Annotated in this window: 22 protein-coding genes; 11 read left to right on the top strand and 11 right to left on the bottom strand. The window is 50.8% G+C overall.

The features are described 5' to 3' along the window. Positions 1-180: 180 nt before the first annotated feature. Together yjeM and epmA are read right to left on the bottom strand one after the other, a co-directional pair. Positions 181-1,683: a glutamate/gamma-aminobutyrate family transporter YjeM gene (yjeM, locus tag OGY09_RS02495; RefSeq protein ID WP_032942163.1), complete on the bottom strand. Its 1,503-nt coding sequence runs from the start codon at positions 1,681-1,683 to the stop codon at positions 181-183. 213 nt (positions 1,684-1,896) lie between these two features. After that, positions 1,897-2,874: an elongation factor P--(R)-beta-lysine ligase gene (gene epmA / locus OGY09_RS02500; RefSeq protein ID WP_003830517.1), complete on the bottom strand. Its 978-nt coding sequence runs from the start codon at positions 2,872-2,874 to the stop codon at positions 1,897-1,899. A gap of 324 nt (positions 2,875-3,198) precedes the next feature. Here epmA and frdA point away from each other — a divergent pair, with 324 nt between their 5' ends. The 4 genes from frdA to frdD are packed head-to-tail and all read left to right on the top strand — an operon-like array spanning position 3,199 to position 6,489. Further along, on the top strand, positions 3,199-4,989 hold the full coding sequence (gene frdA, locus OGY09_RS02505) for a fumarate reductase (quinol) flavoprotein subunit (RefSeq protein ID WP_003830519.1): 1,791 nt from the start codon (positions 3,199-3,201) through the stop codon (positions 4,987-4,989). Further along, positions 4,982-5,716 (top strand): fumarate reductase iron-sulfur protein, encoded by a 735-nt coding sequence (gene frdB / locus OGY09_RS02510; RefSeq protein ID WP_008785993.1) that lies wholly within the window; start codon positions 4,982-4,984, stop codon positions 5,714-5,716. The genes frdA and frdB overlap by 8 nt, the downstream gene beginning before the upstream one ends. Positions 5,717-5,726: 10 nt before the next feature. After that, a complete protein-coding gene (gene frdC / locus OGY09_RS02515) occupies positions 5,727-6,122 on the top strand; it encodes a fumarate reductase subunit FrdC (protein ID WP_003025537.1) in 396 nt (131 codons plus the stop codon). A 10-nt stretch (positions 6,123-6,132) separates the two neighbouring features. Next, the gene (gene frdD, locus OGY09_RS02520) at positions 6,133-6,489 is read left to right on the top strand and encodes a fumarate reductase subunit FrdD (protein ID WP_003025535.1); all 357 of its coding nucleotides are present in this window, start codon (positions 6,133-6,135) and stop codon (positions 6,487-6,489) included. Between the two features lie 41 nt (positions 6,490-6,530). On the opposite strand, the gene ampR is transcribed toward frdD, so the two are convergent. Next, positions 6,531-7,406 carry a LysR family transcriptional regulator AmpR gene (gene ampR, locus OGY09_RS02525; protein WP_032942161.1) on the bottom strand — a complete coding sequence of 292 codons (876 nt, stop codon included), beginning with the start codon at positions 7,404-7,406 and terminating at the stop codon, positions 6,531-6,533. 131 nt (positions 7,407-7,537) lie between these two features. Here ampR and OGY09_RS02530 point away from each other — a divergent pair, with 131 nt between their 5' ends. Both OGY09_RS02530 and OGY09_RS02535 read left to right on the top strand, forming a co-directional pair. Further along, positions 7,538-8,683 (top strand): class C beta-lactamase CMY-86, encoded by a 1,146-nt coding sequence (locus OGY09_RS02530; RefSeq protein ID WP_032942160.1) that lies wholly within the window; start codon positions 7,538-7,540, stop codon positions 8,681-8,683. Between the two features lie 93 nt (positions 8,684-8,776). Then, the gene (locus OGY09_RS02535; protein ID WP_001221666.1) at positions 8,777-9,310 is read left to right on the top strand and encodes a lipocalin family protein; all 534 of its coding nucleotides are present in this window, start codon (positions 8,777-8,779) and stop codon (positions 9,308-9,310) included. On the opposite strand, the gene sugE is transcribed toward OGY09_RS02535, so the two are convergent. Further along, a complete protein-coding gene (gene sugE, locus OGY09_RS02540; RefSeq protein WP_000118520.1) occupies positions 9,307-9,624 on the bottom strand; it encodes a quaternary ammonium compound efflux SMR transporter SugE in 318 nt (105 codons plus the stop codon). The two genes, OGY09_RS02535 and sugE, sit on opposite strands and share 4 nt — an antisense overlap. A gap of 256 nt (positions 9,625-9,880) precedes the next feature. On the opposite strand from sugE, the gene OGY09_RS02545 reads away from it, so the two are divergent. Then, on the top strand, positions 9,881-10,480 hold the full coding sequence (locus OGY09_RS02545) for a helix-turn-helix transcriptional regulator (protein WP_032942159.1): 600 nt from the start codon (positions 9,881-9,883) through the stop codon (positions 10,478-10,480). 31 nt (positions 10,481-10,511) lie between these two features. On the opposite strand, the gene ecnB is transcribed toward OGY09_RS02545, so the two are convergent. The 3 genes from ecnB to efp form a co-directional block, all read right to left on the bottom strand. Then, positions 10,512-10,658, bottom strand: coding sequence for a lipoprotein toxin entericidin B (gene ecnB / locus OGY09_RS02550; protein ID WP_003025482.1), 147 nt, complete (start codon positions 10,656-10,658; stop codon positions 10,512-10,514). A 107-nt stretch (positions 10,659-10,765) separates the two neighbouring features. Beyond that, a complete protein-coding gene (ecnA, locus tag OGY09_RS02555) occupies positions 10,766-10,900 on the bottom strand; it encodes a lipoprotein antitoxin entericidin A (RefSeq protein ID WP_032942158.1) in 135 nt (44 codons plus the stop codon). A gap of 57 nt (positions 10,901-10,957) precedes the next feature. Further along, complete coding sequence (efp, locus tag OGY09_RS02560) at positions 10,958-11,524, bottom strand: elongation factor P (protein ID WP_003025478.1); 567 nt, start codon at positions 11,522-11,524, stop codon at positions 10,958-10,960. Positions 11,525-11,565: 41 nt separating this feature from the next. Between efp and epmB the strand changes: the two genes are divergently transcribed. Together epmB and yjeJ are read left to right on the top strand one after the other, a co-directional pair. Continuing rightward, positions 11,566-12,594, top strand: a complete 1,029-nt coding sequence (gene epmB / locus OGY09_RS02565) for an EF-P beta-lysylation protein EpmB (RefSeq protein WP_032942157.1) — start codon at positions 11,566-11,568, stop codon at positions 12,592-12,594. A 183-nt stretch (positions 12,595-12,777) separates the two neighbouring features. Next, positions 12,778-13,641: a YjeJ family protein gene (gene yjeJ, locus OGY09_RS02570; RefSeq protein ID WP_032942156.1), complete on the top strand. Its 864-nt coding sequence runs from the start codon at positions 12,778-12,780 to the stop codon at positions 13,639-13,641. Between the two features lie 88 nt (positions 13,642-13,729). Here yjeJ and OGY09_RS02575 read toward each other — a convergent pair whose 3' ends face one another. The 3 genes from OGY09_RS02575 to OGY09_RS02585 all read right to left on the bottom strand — a co-directional run bounded on the left by OGY09_RS02575 (position 13,730) and on the right by OGY09_RS02585 (position 16,316). Next, a complete protein-coding gene (locus OGY09_RS02575; protein ID WP_003025468.1) occupies positions 13,730-14,083 on the bottom strand; it encodes a DUF4156 domain-containing protein in 354 nt (117 codons plus the stop codon). 252 nt (positions 14,084-14,335) lie between these two features. Continuing rightward, positions 14,336-15,979: a chaperonin GroEL gene (gene groL / locus OGY09_RS02580; RefSeq protein WP_003830576.1), complete on the bottom strand. Its 1,644-nt coding sequence runs from the start codon at positions 15,977-15,979 to the stop codon at positions 14,336-14,338. A 43-nt stretch (positions 15,980-16,022) separates the two neighbouring features. Then, positions 16,023-16,316, bottom strand: coding sequence for a co-chaperone GroES (locus tag OGY09_RS02585; RefSeq protein ID WP_000027827.1), 294 nt, complete (start codon positions 16,314-16,316; stop codon positions 16,023-16,025). A gap of 275 nt (positions 16,317-16,591) precedes the next feature. Here OGY09_RS02585 and yjeH point away from each other — a divergent pair, with 275 nt between their 5' ends. After that, on the top strand, positions 16,592-17,857 hold the full coding sequence (gene yjeH / locus OGY09_RS02590; protein ID WP_275399040.1) for an L-methionine/branched-chain amino acid transporter: 1,266 nt from the start codon (positions 16,592-16,594) through the stop codon (positions 17,855-17,857). A 49-nt stretch (positions 17,858-17,906) separates the two neighbouring features. Here yjeH and OGY09_RS02595 read toward each other — a convergent pair whose 3' ends face one another. After that, positions 17,907-18,383 (bottom strand): FxsA family protein, encoded by a 477-nt coding sequence (locus OGY09_RS02595; RefSeq protein ID WP_003025457.1) that lies wholly within the window; start codon positions 18,381-18,383, stop codon positions 17,907-17,909. A 338-nt stretch (positions 18,384-18,721) separates the two neighbouring features. Here OGY09_RS02595 and aspA point away from each other — a divergent pair, with 338 nt between their 5' ends. Further along, the gene (aspA, locus tag OGY09_RS02600) at positions 18,722-20,158 is read left to right on the top strand and encodes an aspartate ammonia-lyase (RefSeq protein WP_003830668.1); all 1,437 of its coding nucleotides are present in this window, start codon (positions 18,722-18,724) and stop codon (positions 20,156-20,158) included. Positions 20,159-20,161: the final 3 nt, after the last annotated feature.

Below are 20,161 nucleotides of genomic sequence, written 5' to 3' on the forward strand. Positions count from 1 at the left end.
GCACAATGCAGGCAAGAAATGCCGGATGGCGACCCGTTGGGTCTTATCCGGCCTACGGGTCTGCAATTAACCTGTAGGCCCGATAAGCTTGCGCCATCGGGCATTTCATCGCCGATTACAGACATTTTCGGGCTTAATATGCGTCCGGATCGGCAACAGGCAATAAACGCCAGATGGCCTTTATTCCACCGCCCACTCAGGCTCGTTGGTCGTGCGACGGCTGTAGTTCTGATAAATCGCCATCGCCAGCAGTGAGAAGAAGATCGGACCGCCGGTCATCCACAGTGCGCTGTTCCAGTCTCCGGCTTCAATTACCGGCTGGATGATGGTGAACACATTAGCAAACGTCACTACCAGCACGACCACTCCCGTTGCCAGCAGCGTCGCCGCTCGGGTTTTAAAGACAACAAACGGCCTTTCCAGACCCGGACGGGATTTAAAGAACGGAAACGCCAGCGCCAGGAACAGATACGGCAGCGTCATCGAGACGTTCGCCATCAGCGTCAGTTTGTTATAGAACGCCGAAGCCGTATCGCCACCAAATGAAACCAACAGGATAAACAGGCTCACCAGCAGGCACTGTAACCACATTGCCGTCGTCGGCATCCCTACGGCATTCAGTTTGGTCATCGGCGCGGGCCACAACGCCTTCGGCGTGCCCTGAATAATCGCTTTCAGCGGTGAGTAGCTGAGGGTGAAAAAAGCGCCGGTATAGGCAAGGAACATGGAAAGCCCGGTAATACGTGCAAACCATACGCCCATCACCATCGCGGCATCAGGGGAAAGATGCAGCGCATTACCCAACGTCATTCCGAGGCTTTTCATCAGGATATAGGTAATATTCCCGAGGTTAACTGAGCTATTACTTAATACCTGCTGCCAGTTGGTGCTAACGCCCCATAAAAAGATGGCCAGTGAATAACCAACAGAAATGACAATAGCGGCAAAGACAATGCCTTTAGCAAAGTTCTTTTCTGGTTTTTCTGTTTTATCAACCAGTCCACCCACAGCTTCAATTCCGCCATAAGCAAAAATAGCAAACACAACAAATGACAACATAGCCAGCCCGGACTGATATCCCGGATTAGGCGAGGAGATGAAATTAATATCCTGTGCAAAGTGGCCACCAGTTAATAACAAAATAGCGACACTCACTAACAACAGAACTAAATTAAGACACATTACGGCAATTCCACCTACAGCCGTAATACGCGCAATCTTATTAATACCCCGGGAGGCTACGCAGGTCACCAGAATCATCCAGCCGACGGCGAGCAGTCCGACAACCTGCGTAGGCTCAAGCCCCGCGACACGCCAGTGCTGCGTCATGTCTGCGCCAAACAAGAAGGTTGAAAAAGGTACCCAGACTTTCGCCGCAGTACTTACCATCCATATCACATAAGATGAAAACCACATAAACGTGCCGATAAACGCATAACGCGGTCCAACGCTATTATTCATCCACGAATAGATTCCACCCTCTTCTTTCCGATAGGCAGAACCCATTTCCGCCATCATTAAAGCAAATGGAATAAAGAATAATAATGCAGAAAATATATACCACGGAATCGCGCTATACCCCATTAAATAGAACGCGGAGGGGCTATTAGCAAAACCGAAAACTGACGTAAATATCATGAGAATGAGACCTATCAGGCTCATCTTTTTTATTGTTTGGGTCATTAAACCATCCCTTACTCTGGCAAGCGTTTAACAAACGCCGCTCACCGGTTGGCACTGCTCTCTTTGCAGAGTTCAGCGATAAAAAAACAACACAGAATTGATACCTAAACGATATCAAATATCCAGGTGTAAATTGTGGCTATTAGAGGGGAAATGAAAAAATATGCTACAAAGTGGCGATTAAGCCACCACTTTGTATTGCTGAAGAGTAAGTTATGCGCGATCGACTGTAAATGCGATTACCTCGGCCAGGCTCTCTGCGCCCAGCGCCAGCATCACCAGACGGTCAACGCCCAGCGCCACGCCTGAGCAATCCGGCATGCCGACTTTCAGCGCTTCCAGCAGGTTGGTATCGATAGGTTGCTGTGGTAAGCCTCGTGCGGCACGTTTGCGGTTATCCTGTTCAAACCGCTGCTGCTGTTCGCGCGCGTCGGTCAATTCATGGAAACCATTCGCCAGCTCAATACCTTTGTAATAAACCTCGAAACGTTCAGCCACGCGGTGATCTTCGGTACTGATTTGCGCCAGTGATGCCTGGCTGGCCGGGAAATGATACACAAACGTCGGCTTGTCTTTACCAATATGCGGTTCAACACCCATCGTAAACAGCAGTTGCAGTAAGGTATCCCGGTCTTCTTCGGTATCAGCGATATTGCTGAGATCCAATTTCGCCGCCACTTCCCGCAGTTGGGTTTTATCCGCAGACAGCGGGTCAATCTCCAGATGGCGCTGGAAGGCCTGCTGGTAAGAAAGGCTTTCCGCAGGTGAGCAGTCCAGCACCTGCTGGAGCAAATCATCCACTTCATTCATCAGGCGATACATATCGTAGTGCGGACGATACCACTCAAGCATGGTGAATTCAGGGTTATGATGGCGCCCCATCTCTTCATTACGGAAGCTGCGGCACAGTTGATACACCGGGCCGCATCCTGCCACCAGCAGGCGCTTCATATGGTATTCAGGGCTGGTCATTAAATAGAGATTCATTCCCTGAGAGTGTCCAGGGCCAACGAAACGCGTTTCGAACGGGAACAGGTGGATGTCCGTTACCGTTGCCTGACTCATACAAGGGGTCTCAACCTCAAGCACGCCACGATCGGCAAAAAAGCGGCGAATCTCCGCTATAATTGCTGCACGTTTCAACAGATTGGGGATGGACGCGCTCGGCTGCCAGGTTGCCGTTTCGCTCATGGTTGTTTCTCCGATTTATGACAAGGGCACGAAGTCTACTCGTATCGCGCTAACGAGACAAATTTCAGGCAGCACTAATCATCACTGGCAATTGGATAAAAAAAGCGACTTAGGGTGGTTTAGTAATTAAATTAATCAAATTCAATGATAATTCCCCCCTATGACACGCTAAAAAAATCGAACACGTCAAATTTCCCGCACATCCCTAAGACTATACTATTGTACCTATAAAGGAGCAGTGGAAACGCGTTCATAACCTGTTTGAAGCCGATGAAGCATCTGATTTCAGGCAGGGATGAAATAACAACAATCTGGAGGAATGTCGTGCAAACCTTTCAAGCCGATCTTGCCATTATAGGCGCCGGTGGCGCGGGATTACGTGCTGCAATTGCTGCCGCACAAGCAAATCCCAACGCTAAAATCGCACTGATCTCAAAAGTGTACCCAATGCGCAGCCATACCGTTGCTGCCGAAGGCGGCTCTGCTGCTGTCGCGCAGGATCATGACAGCTTTGACTACCATTTTCACGATACGGTAGCAGGCGGAGACTGGCTGTGTGAGCAGGATGTCGTGGATTACTTTGTCCACCACTGCCCAACTGAAATGACGCAACTGGAACAATGGGGCTGCCCATGGAGCCGTCGTGAAGACGGTAGCGTCAACGTACGTCGCTTCGGCGGCATGAAAATCGAGCGTACCTGGTTTGCCGCGGATAAGACCGGCTTCCACATGCTGCATACGCTGTTCCAAACATCTTTGCAGTTCCCGCAGATTCAGCGCTTTGACGAACACTTCGTTCTGGATATCCTGGTTGACGACGGTCATGCTCGCGGCCTGGTTGCCATGAACATGATGGAAGGCACGCTGGTGCAAATCCGTGCTAACGCTGTCGTGATGGCAACGGGCGGCGCAGGTCGTGTTTACCGTTACAACACCAACGGCGGCATCGTAACCGGCGACGGTATGGGCATGGCGCTGAGCCACGGCGTTCCGCTGCGTGATATGGAATTCGTTCAGTATCACCCAACAGGTCTGCCAGGCTCCGGTATCCTGATGACTGAAGGCTGCCGTGGTGAAGGCGGTATTCTGGTTAACAAAAACGGCTACCGTTATCTGCAAGACTACGGCATGGGTCCGGAAACTCCGCTGGGCGAGCCAAAAAACAAATACATGGAACTCGGCCCGCGCGACAAAGTTTCTCAGGCGTTCTGGCACGAATGGCGCAAAGGCAACACCATTTCCACTCCGCGTGGCGATGTGGTTCACCTCGACCTGCGTCACCTCGGCGAGAAAAAACTGCTCGAACGTTTACCGTTCATCTGCGAACTGGCGAAAGCTTACGTGGGTGTCGATCCGGTTAAAGAACCGATCCCGGTACGTCCGACCGCGCACTACACCATGGGCGGTATCGAAACCGATCAGCACTGTGAAACCCGCATTAAAGGTCTGTTCGCTGTCGGCGAATGTTCCTCTGTTGGTCTGCATGGCGCTAACCGTCTGGGCTCTAACTCCCTGGCAGAACTGGTGGTCTTCGGTCGTATGGCCGGTGAGCAGGCAGCAGAACGCGCTGCAACGGCTGGCGCTGCAAACAGTGCCGCTCTTGATGCACAGGTTGCTGGCGTTGAAAAACGTCTGAAAGATCTGGTTAATCAGGAAGGTAACGAAAACTGGTCTAAGATCCGTGACGAAATGGGCCTGTCCATGGAAGAAGGTTGCGGTATCTACCGTACGCCGGAACTCATGCAGAAAACCGTTGATAAGCTGGCGGAACTGCAGGAACGCTTCAAGCGCGTACGTATCACTGATACCTCCAGCGTCTTCAACACCGACCTGCTGTATACCATCGAACTGGGTCACGGTCTGAACGTTGCTGAATGTATGGCGCACTCTGCTCTGGCGCGTAAAGAATCCCGCGGCGCGCACCAGCGTCTGGATGAAGGCTGCACCGAGCGTGACGATGTGAACTTCCTCAAACACACCCTCGCCTTCCGCGATGCTGACGGCACGACTCGCCTGGAATACAGCGACGTGAAAATCACCACTCTGCCACCGGCTAAACGTGTTTACGGTGGCGAAGCGGAAGCAGCCGATAAGAAGGAGAAGGCGAATGGCTGAGATGAAAAACCTGAAAGTTGAGGTGGTGCGCTATAACCCGGAAACCGATACCGCGCCGCACAGTGCTTTCTACGAAGTTCCTTATGATGAAACCACGTCACTGCTGGATGCGCTGGGCTACATCAAGGATAACCTGGCACCGGACCTGAGCTACCGCTGGTCCTGCCGTATGGCGATCTGCGGCTCCTGCGGCATGATGGTCAACAATGTACCGAAACTGGCATGCAAAACCTTCCTGCGTGATTACACCAACGGCATGAAGGTTGAAGCGCTGGGCAACTTCCCGATTGAGCGCGATCTGATCGTCGACATGACGCACTTTATCGAAAGCCTGGAAGCAATCAAACCGTACATTATCGGTAACCCGCGTACACCGGATCAGGGTCCAAACACCCAGACTCCGGCGCAGATGGCGAAGTATCATCAGTTCTCCGGTTGCATCAACTGTGGTCTGTGCTATGCCGCGTGTCCGCAGTTCGGCCTGAACCCTGAGTTCATTGGACCGGCTGCGATTACGCTGGCGCATCGTTACAACGAAGATAGCCGCGACCACGGTAAGAAGGAGCGTATGGCTCAGTTGAACAGCCCGAACGGCGTCTGGACCTGTACTTTCGTGGGCTACTGCTCCGAAGTCTGCCCGAAACACGTCGATCCGGCTGCGGCCATTCAGCAGGGTAAAGTTGAAAGTTCAAAAGACTTTCTTATCGCTACCCTGAAACCACGCTAAGGAGTGCACGATGACGACTAAACGTAAAGCCTATGTGCGGCCAATGACGTCCACCTGGTGGAAAAAGCTGCCATTTTATCGTTTTTACATGCTGCGTGAAGGCACGGCAGTTCCGGCAGTCTGGTTCAGCATTGAACTGATTATCGGCCTGTTTGCACTCAAGCATGGTGCAGAGTCCTGGATGGGCTTTGTCGCCTTTTTGCAAAACCCGGTGGTGGTAATCCTTAACATTATCGCCCTGGCAGCAGCGCTGCTGCATACCAAAACCTGGTTTGAGCTGGCGCCAAAAGCAGCCAACATCATCGTAAAAGACGAAAAAATGGGGCCAGAGCCGATCATCAAAGGTCTCTGGGCAGTTACTGTGGTTGCGACAGTAGTCATACTGTTTGTTGCCCTGTTCTGGTAAGGAGTCCGGAATGATTAATCCAAATCCAAAACGCTCTGACGAACCCGTATTCTGGGGCCTGTTTGGTGCAGGCGGTATGTGGAGCGCAATCATTGCGCCGGTAATGATCCTGCTGGTAGGCATTATGCTGCCGCTGGGCTTTGTTCCTGATGCTTTCAGCTATGAACGCGTACTGGCATTCGCTCAGAGCTTCATCGGACGTGCGTTTCTGTTCCTGATGATCGTTCTGCCGCTGTGGTGTGGTTTACACCGTATGCACCACGCGATGCATGACCTGAAAATCCACGTGCCTGCTGGCAAATGGGTCTTCTACGGACTGGCAGCAATCCTGACCGTTGTAACGGCTATTGGTATTCTGACCATCTAAGTACATGCGTTAATTATCAGGCCCGCCATTGGCGGGCCTTTTTATTTGTGCAGCATTCCTGTCAACCAACGGGAAAATTCACGCATCGCGGGTGTCTCCGGACGCGATTGCAAACGCGTTATCCAGTAACTTCCCAAATCAATCTGCGTTAAAAACGGTTGAACGATTCGTTCCCTACTGAGTAAATGCGTGAACATTCTGACTGGTGCAATTGCCACACCGATCCCCGCCTGCGCGGCTTCCAGCATGGTGACGGACGAATCAAACACCACCACGTTGTGCGTCGGTGACGGGGGCGCCTCTCCGGCGGCCTGCATCCAAAGCGTCCATTCATCCCGCCGATACGATCGTAATAACGGAAATTTCAGGATGTCCGCAGGCGTTTGAATCTGCGAAGCCAATGTTGGCGAACACAGTGGAGACATCAACGCGCTACATAAATATTGCGCGTCGGTATCGTGCCAGGCTCCCCCTCCGTAGCGAATGGTATAATCCAGCCCTTCGGCAGCGGGATCCACGCGGTTATTATGGGTAGAAATATGCAAATCAATATGCGGGTAACTGCGCTTAAAATCGCCCAGTAGAGGAAACAGACACCCAACCGCAAAGGTCCCCACCACGCCAATTTTAAGTTTTTCCTGGGTCTGTTTGGTGGCAAAACGATCCAGCATCCCCGCCATACGATCGAAAGAGTCATTAAGTACAGGTAACAGACTTTCCCCTTCAGTCGTCAACATTAATCCACGAGAACCGCGCACAAAAAGCTGACAATTTAGCTGCTGCTCCAGCGATTTTACATGCTGGCTGATGGCAGAATGCGTCACATTGAGCTCAATCGCGGCGCGGGTAAAACTGAGATGTCTGGCCGCGGCTTCAAAAGCCCGCAGCGAGTTAAGAGGGATATAGCTACGCGTCATCATCCGGCCTGTTAGAAAAACTTATATCTGCTGCTAAATTTAACCGTTTGTCAACACGGTGCAAATCAAACACACTGATTGCGTCTGACGGGCCCGGACACCTTTTTGCTTTTAATTACGGAACTGATTTCATGATGAAAAAATCGTTATGCTGCGCTCTGCTGCTGACAGCCCCTTTCTCCACGTTTGCCGCAGCCAAAACAGAACAACAGATTGCCGATATCGTTAATCGCACCATCACCCCGTTGATGCAGGAGCAGGCTATTCCGGGTATGGCCGTTGCCGTTATCTACCAGGGAAAACCCTATTATTTCACCTGGGGTAAAGCCGATATCACCAATAACCACCCAGTCACGCAGCAAACTCTGTTTGAGCTAGGGTCGGTCAGTAAGACGTTTAACGGCGTGTTGGGCGGCGATGCTATCGCCCGCGGCGAAATTAAGCTCAGCGATCCGGTCACGAAATACTGGCCAGAACTGACAGGCAAACAGTGGCAGGGTATCAGCCTGCTGCACTTAGCCACCTACACGGCAGGCGGCCTGCCGCTGCAGATCCCCGATGACGTTACGGATAAAGCCGCATTACTGCGTTTTTATCAAAACTGGCAGCCGCAATGGGCCCCGGGCGCTAAGCGTCTTTACGCTAACTCCAGCATTGGTCTGTTTGGCGCGCTGGCGGTGAAACCCTCAGGAATGAGTTACGAAGAGGCAATGACCAGACGCGTCCTGCAACCATTAAAACTGGCGCATACCTGGATTACAGTTCCGCAAAGCGAACAAAAAGATTATGCCTGGGGCTATCGCGAAGGGAAGCCTGTACACGTTTCTCCGGGACAACTTGACGCCGAAGCCTATGGCGTGAAATCCAGCGTTATTGATATGGCCCGCTGGGTTCAGGTCAACATGGACGCCAGCCGCGTTCAGGAGAAAACGCTCCAGCAGGGCATTGCGCTTGCGCAGTCTCGCTACTGGCGTATTGGCGATATGTACCAGGGATTAGGCTGGGAGATGCTGAACTGGCCGCTGAAAGCTGATTCGATCATCAACGGTAGCGACAGCAAAGTGGCATTGGCAGCGCTTCCCGCCGTTGAGGTAAACCCGCCCGCCCCCGCAGTGAAAGCCTCATGGGTGCATAAAACGGGATCCACTGGAGGATTTGGCAGCTACGTAGCCTTCGTTCCAGAAAAAAACCTTGGCATCGTGATGCTGGCAAACAAAAGCTATCCTAACCCTGTCCGTGTCGAGGTGGCCTGGCACATTCTTGAAAAGCTGCAATAACTAACGATGAGGCCCAGGATATTGGGCCTCCTTTCTTTCTCTTTTTTTCCTGTTGTCATCTACACTTAACAAAAATACAGCAAGGAAAATCCCATGCGCATTTTGCCCGTCGTTGCTGCAGTTACGGCTGCATTCCTGGTTGTCGCGTGTAGCTCCCCGACACCGCCGAAAGGCGTTACCGTGGTAAATAACTTTGATGCCAAACGCTATCTGGGAACCTGGTATGAAATTGCGCGCTTCGACCATCGTTTCGAGCGCGGATTGGATAAAGTGACCGCAACATACAGCTTGCGCGACGACGGCGGCATCAACGTTATTAACAAGGGCTATAACCCTGACAGGGAGATGTGGCAGAAAACGGAAGGGAAAGCCTATTTCACCGGCGACCCAAGCAGAGCCGCGCTTAAGGTTTCTTTTTTCGGCCCCTTCTATGGCGGGTATAACGTAATTGCACTCGACCGGGAATATCGTCACGCGCTGGTTTGTGGCCCGGATCGCGACTACCTGTGGATCCTTTCACGGACCCCTACTATTTCAGATGAAATGAAACAGCAAATGTTAGCCATCGCGACCCGGGAAGGGTTTGAAGTGAATAAACTGATTTGGGTGAAACAGCCTGGCGCTTAGTGAGTGCTCAGCTTCAGACCAATAATACCAGCAACGATCAGCCCAAGGCTCAGCAAACGTGCCGGGCTGGCAGACTCACCCAGCAGTAAAATCCCTGTAATGGCCGCCCCAACAGCGCCAATACCGGTCCAGACCGCATAAGCTGTTCCAACAGGCAACGTGCGCATTGCCCAGGAGAGCATGGCGATGCTGACGATCATCGCCGCAATAGTGATAATGCTTGGCGTAAGACGCGTAAAACCGTGGGTGTATTTCAGGCCAATCGCCCATACGACTTCGAGCAAACCTGCAATTAATAAAACGATCCAGGACATATCAGGCTCCAGAACTATGGGGCCGTCCCCGGTGTATGAAGCGTTTGCAGGTCGTCCTGCAAAGCTGATGTGTGAAATGGCATTTTTGCCCGGAAGAAAATGAATTTCAACCTTTTTATTCACTGCCTGCTAAAAGCAAGAATTAAGCATAATTAGCGGCGTAGTTCCCGCATTTGGCACTCATCGGAGTTCTCTATGATGAAGGGCTTTCTGAAACCAGAAAGTCGATTGCCCCTCTTCTGAATGCGAAACGTTTATGCTTAAAATTTTAGTGATTGACCGGTGCCACTTTACCCGCACAGGGATAGAGGCCTTGCTTAATCATTCTGGCAGGTTCAGCTCCTCATTTCTGGTATCAGGAATCAATAATCTCCTGTTAGCAAAAGAGCATATTTTGCAATGGAAACCGCATCTGGTGATCGCGGATTTATACAGTTTTATTAGCGAGACGCACTCCAGTCCGCCAATTAAACCTTTTTTTATGAGTTGTGGCGTCATCCCACTGATTTTACTGCAATCAGCAGACAGACAGCATGCCCCCATCGTGCCCTCTCAATCCGTAGCCCATTCGGTCTTGACCAAGCACACCACGCTGAACACACTCTCCAACACAATTCAGGAAGCGCTTCAGGTTCGCCCCGCATTAGAAATAGCCAAAAACGCCACGCCTTTGCTTACGCCGCAGGAGGAGAAAGTATTATCAATGTGGATGGATGGTGTGAGTAACAATGCCATTGCCGCCGCGCTCAGCATTCATGGCAAAACGGTCTACACCTATAAGCGGAATATCCGTATGAAACTGCACCTGGGGAACCGCTTCTCGCCGTTCCTTTCACTCCCAGGGAAGGGAGATTAACGGTACGACACGTACGTCGTACCGTTCTTCATTATTGCTGAGCTTTTGTCGCTGCACCAGAGATTGCGCTACCGCCTTCAGAGATATCCTGTCCTACGCCTCGTGTGGTATTACACGCGGTTAAAACGGAAGAAAGTACCAACACAGAAAAGATCGCAGCAATTGTCTTCTTAACCATAACGTCTTCCTTTTCTAGCCAATATTGTTTGTGTATAGCTACTTAATAATAGACAAGATCCGGGAGTGTGATGGATAAACAACCGTTTTTAAGACTATATGAAAGGATTAGCTGGCGGCGTGTGAAATTGAGTTGCCAAGATGTTTGATGTCTTCACCGAAGCCGCGCGCGGTATTGCATCCTGCCAGAAGGGTGCTGGTGAAAAGGAGTAGCATTACAAGACCGAGAAGACGTTTCATCATTCCTGCCCTGGAAAAAGTATGGCGCAGCAACCTGCGCCATAAGATCAAATGGAAGACTTATTTTACGCGAGAAACGTATTCGCCGGAGCGGGTATCCACTTTGATCACTTCGCCGATCTGTACGAACAGCGGAACTTTAACGACTGCGCCGGTAGACAGGGTAGCCGGTTTGCCGCCAGTACCAGCGGTATCGCCTTTCAGACCTGGGTCGGTTTCAACAACTTCCAGCTCAACGAAGTTCGGCGGAGTTACGGAGATCGGCTGACCGTTCCACAGGGTCACGATGCATTCAGCCTGGTCCAGCAGCCATTTAGCGTTATCGCCTACCGCTTTCTCGTCTGCAGCCAGCTGTTCGAAAGTGGTGTTATTCATAAAGTGCCAGAACTCACCGTCGCTATACAGGAAGGTCAGGTTCATGTCGGCTACGTCTGCGCCTTCAGCGGAGTCAGTAGACTTGAAGGTTTTCTCTACGCGAGTACCGGTCAGCAGGCGACGCAGCTTAACGCGCGCAAACGCCTGGCCTTTACCTGGTTTAACGAATTCGCTGGCTTCAACCGCATAAGGTTCGCCGTCCAACATGATTTTAAGACCAGCACGAAAATCGTTGCTATAGTACGTTGCCATAAGGCCCTCTGAAAATTGTTAACTGGTAGCTAAGCCACAAAATGGCGCATATTGTAACCCTAAATACCCCATCCAGAGAAGATTGGTTATCGCAACTTGCCGATGTTGTGACCGATCCCGATGAACTTCTGCATCTTTTGAACATAGATGCAGATGAAAAACTGTTGGCCGGACGCGACGCGAGACGGCTTTTCGCCCTGCGCGTGCCGCGTGCGTTTATTGCCCGCATGGAGAAAGGCAACCCGGACGATCCGCTTTTACGTCAGGTACTGACTGCCCAGGAAGAGTTTGTGGCCGCGCCAGGCTACTCAACCGACCCACTGGAAGAACAGCACAGCGTGGTTCCCGGTCTGCTGCATAAATATCGCAATCGGGCACTGCTGCTGGTTAAAGGCGGTTGCGCGGTAAATTGTCGCTATTGCTTCCGCCGTCATTTCCCATACGCCGAAAATCAGGGCAATAAGCGCAACTGGCAGGTCGCCATCGACTACATTAACGCGCACCCTGAGCTGGATGAAATCATCTTCTCTGGTGGCGATCCGTTAATGGCCAAGGACCACGAACTGGACTGGTTGCTCACGCAACTGGAAGCTATCCCGCACATTAAGCGTCTGCGTATTCACAGCCGTTTGCCGTTAGTGATCCCGGCGCGCATTACAGAAGGACTGGTCGAGCGTTTTGCGCACTCCTCCTTGCAGATTCTGCTGGTCAATCACATTAACCATGCCAATGAAATTGATGAGACGTTTCGCCAGGCGATGAGCAGTCTGCGCGCCGCGGGCGTTACGTTACTCAACCAAAGCGTATTGCTGCGTGGCGTGAACGATAACGCACAAACCCTGGCTAACCTTAGCAACGCACTGTTTGATGCCGGTGTGATGCCCTATTACCTGCACGTGCTGGATAAAGTGCAGGGTGCCGCACACTTTATGGTCAGCGACGATGAAGCGCGTCGCATTATGCGTGAGCTTCTGACGCTAGTTTCCGGCTATATGGTCCCCAAACTGGCGCGTGAAATTGGTGGAGAGCCAAGTAAAACACCGCTGGATCTGCAGTTACGTCAACAATAGCCATTACTGAGTGTCCGATTCCGGACACTCACCACGATTACTTATTATTTAAATCCCCACAAGTGGAGCCTCGCTTTTAATCTGTGCTATTTTAATTAGCGCAGTTCAATCATTCATTCGTAAATTTCATCAATAGTTTCAAATGCAGAATATTAATAAATATATGGTTAGGGAGAACCTTTTATGGCTATAAGTATTAAGGGCGTTAATACTGGCATTATTCGCCAAAAGAATGAATTTGTTGCCATGGCATTAAAAATAAAAGAACCAAGAAACAAAGAATCTCTCTTTTTTCTCTCTCCACTTGGACTTAGAGACCTGCTTATCGCGCTGGAGAGCCGGCTGTACGCCATTTCACAGCTAAACACAGACGAGCGTATGCAATATGAAAAGACATGTGATAAAGCCAGCAAAAAAATGCACGAGAATATTCCGTCAATTCAGGAAGATGAACTAAAAAATGCGGATATTAACCGTCGCATAAATTCGCTGATGTTAGTGGATGACAAAGGCGAGAATTTAACATTTTCTCTGACGTTGCATGACGGACAAACATGCGAATTACTGGTTAATGAATTACAGATTCAGGTGCTGGCGCATGCAATTATTCACGCAATAAATAATGCTGGCATGAGAGAACTCGCGCTACGAATAACATCGCTGCTGGATTTCCTGCCGCTGTACGATGTTGATTGTCAGCAAAACGACAATCTGGAATACGACTCTTATACACAACCCGAATGGAAACATAACCTGTTTAATCATTATCTGGCGATTATTTACCGCTATACAGATGATAAAGGAAAAGCCCAGTTCTGTGGTTCGGTAGTGAAAACTCGCGCCCTTTCCGGTAGCAAAGAAGCCGAAGCCATTACTCGCCGCCTTCTCGACTTCAGCCCGCGGCTGAAAAAACTTGCCGGTGTACCGTGCCAGGTGTTTGTCAGAACGTTGACGGGTGATAAGACGCAAAAGCTCAATCAGGATCAGTGCCTGCGCGCATTGCATCATTTACGCGTTCAGTCTGCGCATAAGACTCAGAATGCCTGATGGCGCTGCGCTTATCAGGCCTACGATCATTCGTACCGTAGGCCGGATAAGACGCTTTAGCGTCGCCATCCGGCATCAGCAGCAGTTCTCAATTAGGGCACTTATAAACCTGTCCAATCATCTCGCTGGCGGTAGGAACAAAGCTGGACAGCATTCCCTGCGATGGGCTGCTGACGCCATAAATCACGTTACCGCCCATTGCCGCAGCCTGGTTACGCAGATCGTTTGCTGCGCCACGCATTGAGCCGCCCTCTTCGCCGTGCTGGCCTGAAAGCCAGTTGCTTTGCTTACCGGTTGCGGTGCCTATCAGTTGGCACTCTGCGCCAGGCTTGTCTTCAACAAAACGTACGCTTTGCCCGGCTGAACTCAGTTCATTGCTGGAGCTACAACCCGCCATCAGTAGCGCGGCACCAACGATCCCTGCTAAATATTTCACGTGCATGTCATTCCCCATATTCAATTAGTTGGACCTTATGTCCGTAGCTGAATCATATACTAAAAAGATGACCAAAAGAAAAACCCCCAGACATTTCTGCCCGAGGGTTTCTCATTTTTCGCGAGATGCGTATTTAATCAAATAATTCAAGTTGCAGGCAGGCGGCAAGTTCATGAATCCCCAGGAGCTTACATGAGTAAGTGACTGGGGTGAACGAACGCGGCCAACGAACCTGCGGCTTGAAGTATGAAGATTAAATTACATCATGCCGCCCATTCCACCCATGCCACCCATACCGGCAGCACCTAAGTCAGGCGCATCGCCTTTCGGCAGGTCGGTAACCATGCACTCGGTGGTGATCATCAGACCCGCAACAGAAGCCGCGTACTGCAGAGCAGAACGAGTTACTTTGGTTGGATCCAGGATACCCATGTCGATCATGTTGCCGTATTCTTCAGTTGCAGCGTTGTAACCGTAGTTACCGTCACCAGCTTTCACGGTGTTAGCCACTACAGACGGCTCTTCGCCGCAGTTCAGTACGATTTGACGCAGTGGGGATTCCATTGCGCGCAGCGCAACTTTGATACCTACGTTCTGGTCTTCGTTCTGACCTTTCAGGCCGGCAATTTTAGACGCTACGCGAATCAGCGCAACACCACCACCAGCAACCACGCCTTCTTCTACCGCAGCACGGGTAGCGTGCAGGGCATCTTCAACGCGGGCTTTCTTCTCTTTCATTTCAACTTCAGTCGCAGCACCAACTTTGATAACCGCAACGCCGCCTGCCAGTTTCGCTACGCGCTCCTGCAGTTTTTCACGGTCATAGTCGGAAGTTGCTTCTTCGATCTGCTGACGAATCTGAGTCACGCGACCCTGGATTGCAGCTTCGTCGCCCACGCCATCAATGATGGTGGTGGTATCTTTGTTGATAACAACGCGTTTCGCCTGACCCAGATCTTCCAGAGTTGCTTTTTCCAGCTCCATACCGATCTCTTCAGAGATAACGGTACCACCGGTCAGGGTAGCGATATCCTGCAGCATTGCTTTACGACGATCGCCGAAGCCAGGTGCTTTAACCGCAGCGACTTTCACGATACCGCGCATGGTGTTAACAACCAGAGTTGCCAGCGCTTCGCCTTCAACATCTTCAGCGATGATCAGCAGCGGTTTGCCTGCTTTCGCTACAGCTTCCAGAACCGGCAGCATTTCGCGGATGTTGGAGATTTTCTTGTCAGCCAGCAGAATGAACGGGCTTTCCAGTTCTACTGCGCCAGTTTCCGGCTTGTTGATGAAGTAAGGAGACAGGTAGCCACGGTCGAACTGCATACCTTCAACCACGTCCAGTTCGTCCTGCAGACCGGTACCGTCTTCAACGGTGATCACGCCTTCTTTACCGACTTTGTCCATCGCTTCAGCGATCAGTTTACCTACGGTTTCGTCGGAGTTAGCGGAGATGGTACCAACCTGAGCAATAGCTTTAGAGTCGGAGCACGGTACGGACAGTGCTTTCAGTTCTTCAACAGCAGCAGCGACAGCTTTGTCGATACCACGTTTCAGATCCATCGGGTTCATGCCCGCAGCAACGGCTTTCAGACCTTCAGTGATGATGGACTGAGCCAGTACGGTTGCGGTGGTGGTACCGTCACCTGCAGCGTCGTTCGCTTTAGAGGCAACTTCTTTCACCATCTGCGCACCCATGTTTTCGAACTTGTCTTCCAGTTCGATTTCACGTGCTACGGAAACACCATCTTTAGTGATGGTCGGTGCACCGAAAGATTTATCCAGAACTACGTTACGGCCTTTTGGACCGAGGGTAACTTTCACTGCATCTGCCAGTACGTTTACGCCGCGCAGCATTTTCACACGAGCGTCGTTACCGAATTTTACGTCTTTAGCTGCCATTTTCTCTTTCCCTTAAATTCGTATGTTCAGTGTCGTTCGCGGATTAGGCTTCAACAATCGCCAGGATGTCGCTTTCAGACATGATCAACACTTCTTCATTGTCGATCTTCTCAGATTTAACTCCGTAGCCATCGTTGAAAATAACGATATCGCCGACTTTCACGTCCAGCGGCTGTACGGTACCGTTGTCCAGGATGCGACCCTTACCGACAGCGATGATTTCGCCACGAGTTGATTTACCTGCTGCAGAACCAGTCAGTACGATGCCGCCAGCAGATTTGGATTCAACTTCTTTACGTTTGACGATCACACGATCATGTAACGGACGAATACTCATTGATAGCTCTCCTTTGAGAAAGTCTTTATCAGTTATGGGTGACGCCGGCCCGTAAACGGTTTCCCGGCTAGTGACCAGAGAGATGGGGATGGGGTTTTGTGCCTTCAAGGGGGCAAGCGAAAAAAATTTTTTATCAGCAGAAAATCCCGTCAAAACGCCGACGCACCTCACATTTCATAACGATTTCAGTCACGTCGTCATAAGCAAATCTGATTGTGATACCATCAAAAATCTGCGCTGTAGCCCGGTCAATGGGCATAACCGGATAACAACTTATGAGCGGACTGAAACAAGAGCTGGGACTGGCTCAGGGCGTTGGCCTGTTGTCGACATCATTGTTAGGTACAGGCGTTTTTGCCATCCCCGCGCTGGCCGCACTGGTTGCGGGCAACAACAGCCTGTGGGCATGGCCGGTGCTGATTGTTTTGGTCTTTCCTGTGGCAATTGTCTTCGCCGTACTGGGTCGTCATTTTCCCAGCGCAGGCGGTGTGGCGCATTTTGTCGGCATGGCCTTTGGTTCACGCCTGGAGCGCGTCACCGGATGGCTATTTTTGTCGGTCATTCCCGTCGGCTTGCCTGCGGCATTGCATATCGCCGCCGGATTCGGTCAGGCGATGTTTGGCTGGCATGACGAGCAGCTTTTGCTGGCTGAGCTCGGTACGCTGGCATTGGTTTGGTACATCGGCTCCCGCGGCGCAAGCTCCAGCGCGAATCTACAAACGGTCATTGCAGGACTGATTGTTGCCCTGATTGTTGCTATCTGGTGGGCGGGCGATCTGACACCTGGCGAAATCCCCTTCCCTGCGATTACCGATATTGAGCTTCCCGGCCTGTTCGCCGCGTTGTCGGTCATGTTCTGGTGCTTTGTCGGCCTTGAAGCGTTTGCTCACCTGGCGTCTGAATTCAAAAATCCGGAGCGAGACTTCCCACGCGCACTGATGATCGGCCTGCTGCTGGCAGGGTCTGTTTATTGGGCATGCACCGTTGTCGTTCTCCATTTTGGTGCCTACGGCGAGCAAATGGCGGCCGCAGCGTCGCTGCCAGAGATCGTCGTGCAACTGTTTGGCGTACAAGCTCTGTGGGTCGCCTGCATCATTGGTTATCTGGCCTGTTTTGCCAGCCTCAACATTTATATACAAAGCTTCGCCCGGCTGGTCTGGTCGCAAGCGCAGTATAAGCCGGAGAGTTATCTGGCTCGTCTGTCCCCCCGACACCTTCCGCGCAATGCGCTAAACGCCGTATTGGGCTGTTGCGTAATCAGTACTCTGTGCATCTATATGCTGCAAATCAATCTCGATGCGTTAATCGTCTACGCCAACGGCATCTTTATTATGATTTATCTGCTGTGCATGCTGGCAGGTTGTCGATTACTGAAAGGGCATTATCGCGTACTGGCGGTCATTGGCGGTCTGCTGTGCCTACTGCTACTGGCGATGGTCGGCTGGAAGAGTCTGTACGCGTTGATTATGCTGGCAGGACTGTGGCTGTTTTTACCCCGCAGGCCGGATAAGGCAACGTTGACGCCATCATCCGGCCTATAAACACTTTTGCCGGATGACGCTAACGCTTATCCGGCCTACATACTGATGCTTAATCCCGACGATCGTCTTTATGTTCGATGCTGTCGCGCTTGTCATCCTTGCGCTGAAATTCACCATCAAAAGTCTCACCGCCACCCGTTCCGGCGCTAAAACCACCGCCAGGCATACGCGAAAAACGCAAATGTGGCAGCAGTTTCATCGTCAGATGTTTTTGCACCGGGGGTAATAAAAGAAGAAGACCGAGGAAATCGGTGAAAAATCCGGGCAGCACCAACAGCAGACCGGCAATAATCAGCGATACGCTTTTGATCATTTCTGCAGCCGGACTTTCACCTGCCGCCATTTTCTGTTGCATCAGTAAAAAGTTCTTAAATCCCTGATTACGAACCAGAGACATACCGATAACCGATGTAAAAATAACCAAAATCAGCGTCATCAGGACGCCCATCACATGGGCAACCTGAATAAAAATAGATATCTCTATGTAAACATAGAGAAAAATGGCAAGTAATGGTATCCAGCGCAAAGGGATCTCCTGTTAATAACAGCCGTTTTGTTCAACTTCTGTTCGAAAAATTATGTTAATCGCATCGATTTGATATTGTGGTGGTTAGCAAAATTTCAAGTGGCTTGTACACTAATATTTGGGGTTAATCACAAAGGGGTGATCCATTTCACAGAATAATAAATAAGGGGTAAATTCCACGCTTTAAGTGATCCAGATTACGGTAGAAATCCTGAACCAGCATATGATCTCGGGTATCAGACCGATGCAGGGGATAATCGTCGGTCGAGAAACAATCGAAATCACATATATCCTGTGTGTTTAGTCAAATCATTGGCAGCTTGAAAAAGAAGGTTCACATGTTAAACAACATTCGTATCGAAGAAGACTTGTTGGGTACCAGGGAAGTTCCAGCGGACGCCTACTACGGTGTCCACACTCTGAGAGCGATTGAAAACTTCTACATTAGCAACAACAAAATCAGCGATATTCCTGAATTTGTTCGCGGTATGGTAATGGTTAAAAAGGCAGCGGCTATGGCCAACAAAGAGCTGCAAACCATTCCTAAGAGTGTGGCAAATGCCATCATCGCGGCGTGTGATGAAGTCCTGAATAACGGAAAATGCATGGATCAGTTCCCGGTAGACGTTTACCAGGGTGGTGCGGGTACCTCCGTCAACATGAACACCAACGAAGTTCTGGCCAATATCGGTCTGGAACTGATGGGTCACCAGAAAGGTGAATATCAGTACCTGAACCCGAACGACCACGTTAACAAATGTCAGTCTACCAACGACGCATACCCAACTGGCTTCCGTATCGCTGTATACGCATCCATCATCAAACTGGTTGATGCACTGAACCAGCTGCGCGAAGGCTTCGAGAAAAAAGCTGTTGAATTCCAGGACATCCTAAAAATGGGTCGTACCCAGCTGCAGGATGCTGTACCGATGACCCTCGGTCAGGAATTCCATGCTTTTAGCGTACTGTTGAAAGAAGAAGTGAAAAACATTAGCCGTACCGCTGAGCTGCTGCTGGAAGTTAACCTCGGCGCGACAGCAATCGGTACTGGTCTGAACACACCGAAAGAGTACTCTCCGCTGGCAGTACAGAAACTGGCTGAAGTCACCGGCTTCGCCTGTGTTCCGGCAGAAGATCTGATTGAAGCAACTTCTGACTGTGGCGCATACGTTATGGTGCACGGCGCACTGAAACGTCTGGCTGTGAAGATGTCCAAAATCTGTAACGACCTGCGTTTGCTCTCCTCTGGTCCGCGTGCGGGTCTGAACGAGATCAACCTGCCGGAACTGCAGGCTGGTTCTTCTATCATGCCAGCTAAAGTGAACCCGGTTGTTCCGGAAGTCGTAAACCAGGTGTGCTTCAAAGTCATCGGTAACGACATCACTGTAACCATGGCATCTGAAGCTGGTCAGCTGCAGCTGAACGTAATGGAGCCGGTCATTGGTCAGGCAATGTTTGAATCCATTCACATTCTGAGCAATGCTTGCTACAACCTGCTGGAAAAATGCGTTAGTGGTATCACTGCTAACAAAGAAGTCTGTGAAGCGTTTGTATTCAACTCCATCGGCATCGTTACTTACCTCAACCCGTTCATTGGTCACCACAACGGCGACATCGTCGGTAAAATTTGTGCCGAAACCGGTAAGAGCGTACGTGAAGTTGTCCTGGAGCGCGGTCTGTTGACCGAGTCTGAACTGGACGATATCTTCTCTGCACAGAACCTGATGCACCCTGCTTATAAAGCAAAACGTTATACTGATGAAAGCGAACAGTAATCG

Source organism: Citrobacter sp. Cpo071 (assembly GCF_030332765.1).
Taxonomy (GTDB): Bacteria; Pseudomonadota; Gammaproteobacteria; order Enterobacterales; family Enterobacteriaceae; genus Citrobacter; species Citrobacter portucalensis.

Excerpts from the sequence above, each read along its gene's own strand:
- ecnB (WP_003025482.1), bottom strand. The coding sequence starts at position 10,658 with ATGGTTAAGAAGACAATTGCTGCGATCTTTTCTGTGTTGGTACTTTCT.
- frdC (WP_003025537.1), top strand. The coding sequence starts at position 5,727 with ATGACGACTAAACGTAAAGCCTATGTGCGGCCAATGACGTCCACCTGG.
- yjeJ (WP_032942156.1), top strand. The coding sequence starts at position 12,778 with ATGGCTATAAGTATTAAGGGCGTTAATACTGGCATTATTCGCCAAAAG.
- aspA (WP_003830668.1), top strand. The coding sequence starts at position 18,722 with ATGTTAAACAACATTCGTATCGAAGAAGACTTGTTGGGTACCAGGGAA.
- OGY09_RS02545 (WP_032942159.1), top strand. The coding sequence starts at position 9,881 with ATGCTTAAAATTTTAGTGATTGACCGGTGCCACTTTACCCGCACAGGG.
- frdB (WP_008785993.1), top strand. The coding sequence starts at position 4,982 with ATGGCTGAGATGAAAAACCTGAAAGTTGAGGTGGTGCGCTATAACCCG.
- ecnA (WP_032942158.1), bottom strand. The coding sequence starts at position 10,900 with ATGATGAAACGTCTTCTCGGTCTTGTAATGCTACTCCTTTTCACCAGC.
- sugE (WP_000118520.1), bottom strand. The coding sequence starts at position 9,624 with ATGTCCTGGATCGTTTTATTAATTGCAGGTTTGCTCGAAGTCGTATGG.
- ampR (WP_032942161.1), bottom strand. The coding sequence starts at position 7,406 with ATGACGCGTAGCTATATCCCTCTTAACTCGCTGCGGGCTTTTGAAGCC.
- OGY09_RS02530 (WP_032942160.1), top strand. The coding sequence starts at position 7,538 with ATGATGAAAAAATCGTTATGCTGCGCTCTGCTGCTGACAGCCCCTTTC.
- epmB (WP_032942157.1), top strand. The coding sequence starts at position 11,566 with ATGGCGCATATTGTAACCCTAAATACCCCATCCAGAGAAGATTGGTTA.
- epmA (WP_003830517.1), bottom strand. The coding sequence starts at position 2,874 with ATGAGCGAAACGGCAACCTGGCAGCCGAGCGCGTCCATCCCCAATCTG.
- OGY09_RS02585 (WP_000027827.1), bottom strand. The coding sequence starts at position 16,316 with ATGAGTATTCGTCCGTTACATGATCGTGTGATCGTCAAACGTAAAGAA.
- OGY09_RS02575 (WP_003025468.1), bottom strand. The coding sequence starts at position 14,083 with ATGCACGTGAAATATTTAGCAGGGATCGTTGGTGCCGCGCTACTGATG.
- yjeH (WP_275399040.1), top strand. The coding sequence starts at position 16,592 with ATGAGCGGACTGAAACAAGAGCTGGGACTGGCTCAGGGCGTTGGCCTG.
- yjeM (WP_032942163.1), bottom strand. The coding sequence starts at position 1,683 with ATGACCCAAACAATAAAAAAGATGAGCCTGATAGGTCTCATTCTCATG.
- groL (WP_003830576.1), bottom strand. The coding sequence starts at position 15,979 with ATGGCAGCTAAAGACGTAAAATTCGGTAACGACGCTCGTGTGAAAATG.
- frdD (WP_003025535.1), top strand. The coding sequence starts at position 6,133 with ATGATTAATCCAAATCCAAAACGCTCTGACGAACCCGTATTCTGGGGC.
- OGY09_RS02535 (WP_001221666.1), top strand. The coding sequence starts at position 8,777 with ATGCGCATTTTGCCCGTCGTTGCTGCAGTTACGGCTGCATTCCTGGTT.
- efp (WP_003025478.1), bottom strand. The coding sequence starts at position 11,524 with ATGGCAACGTACTATAGCAACGATTTTCGTGCTGGTCTTAAAATCATG.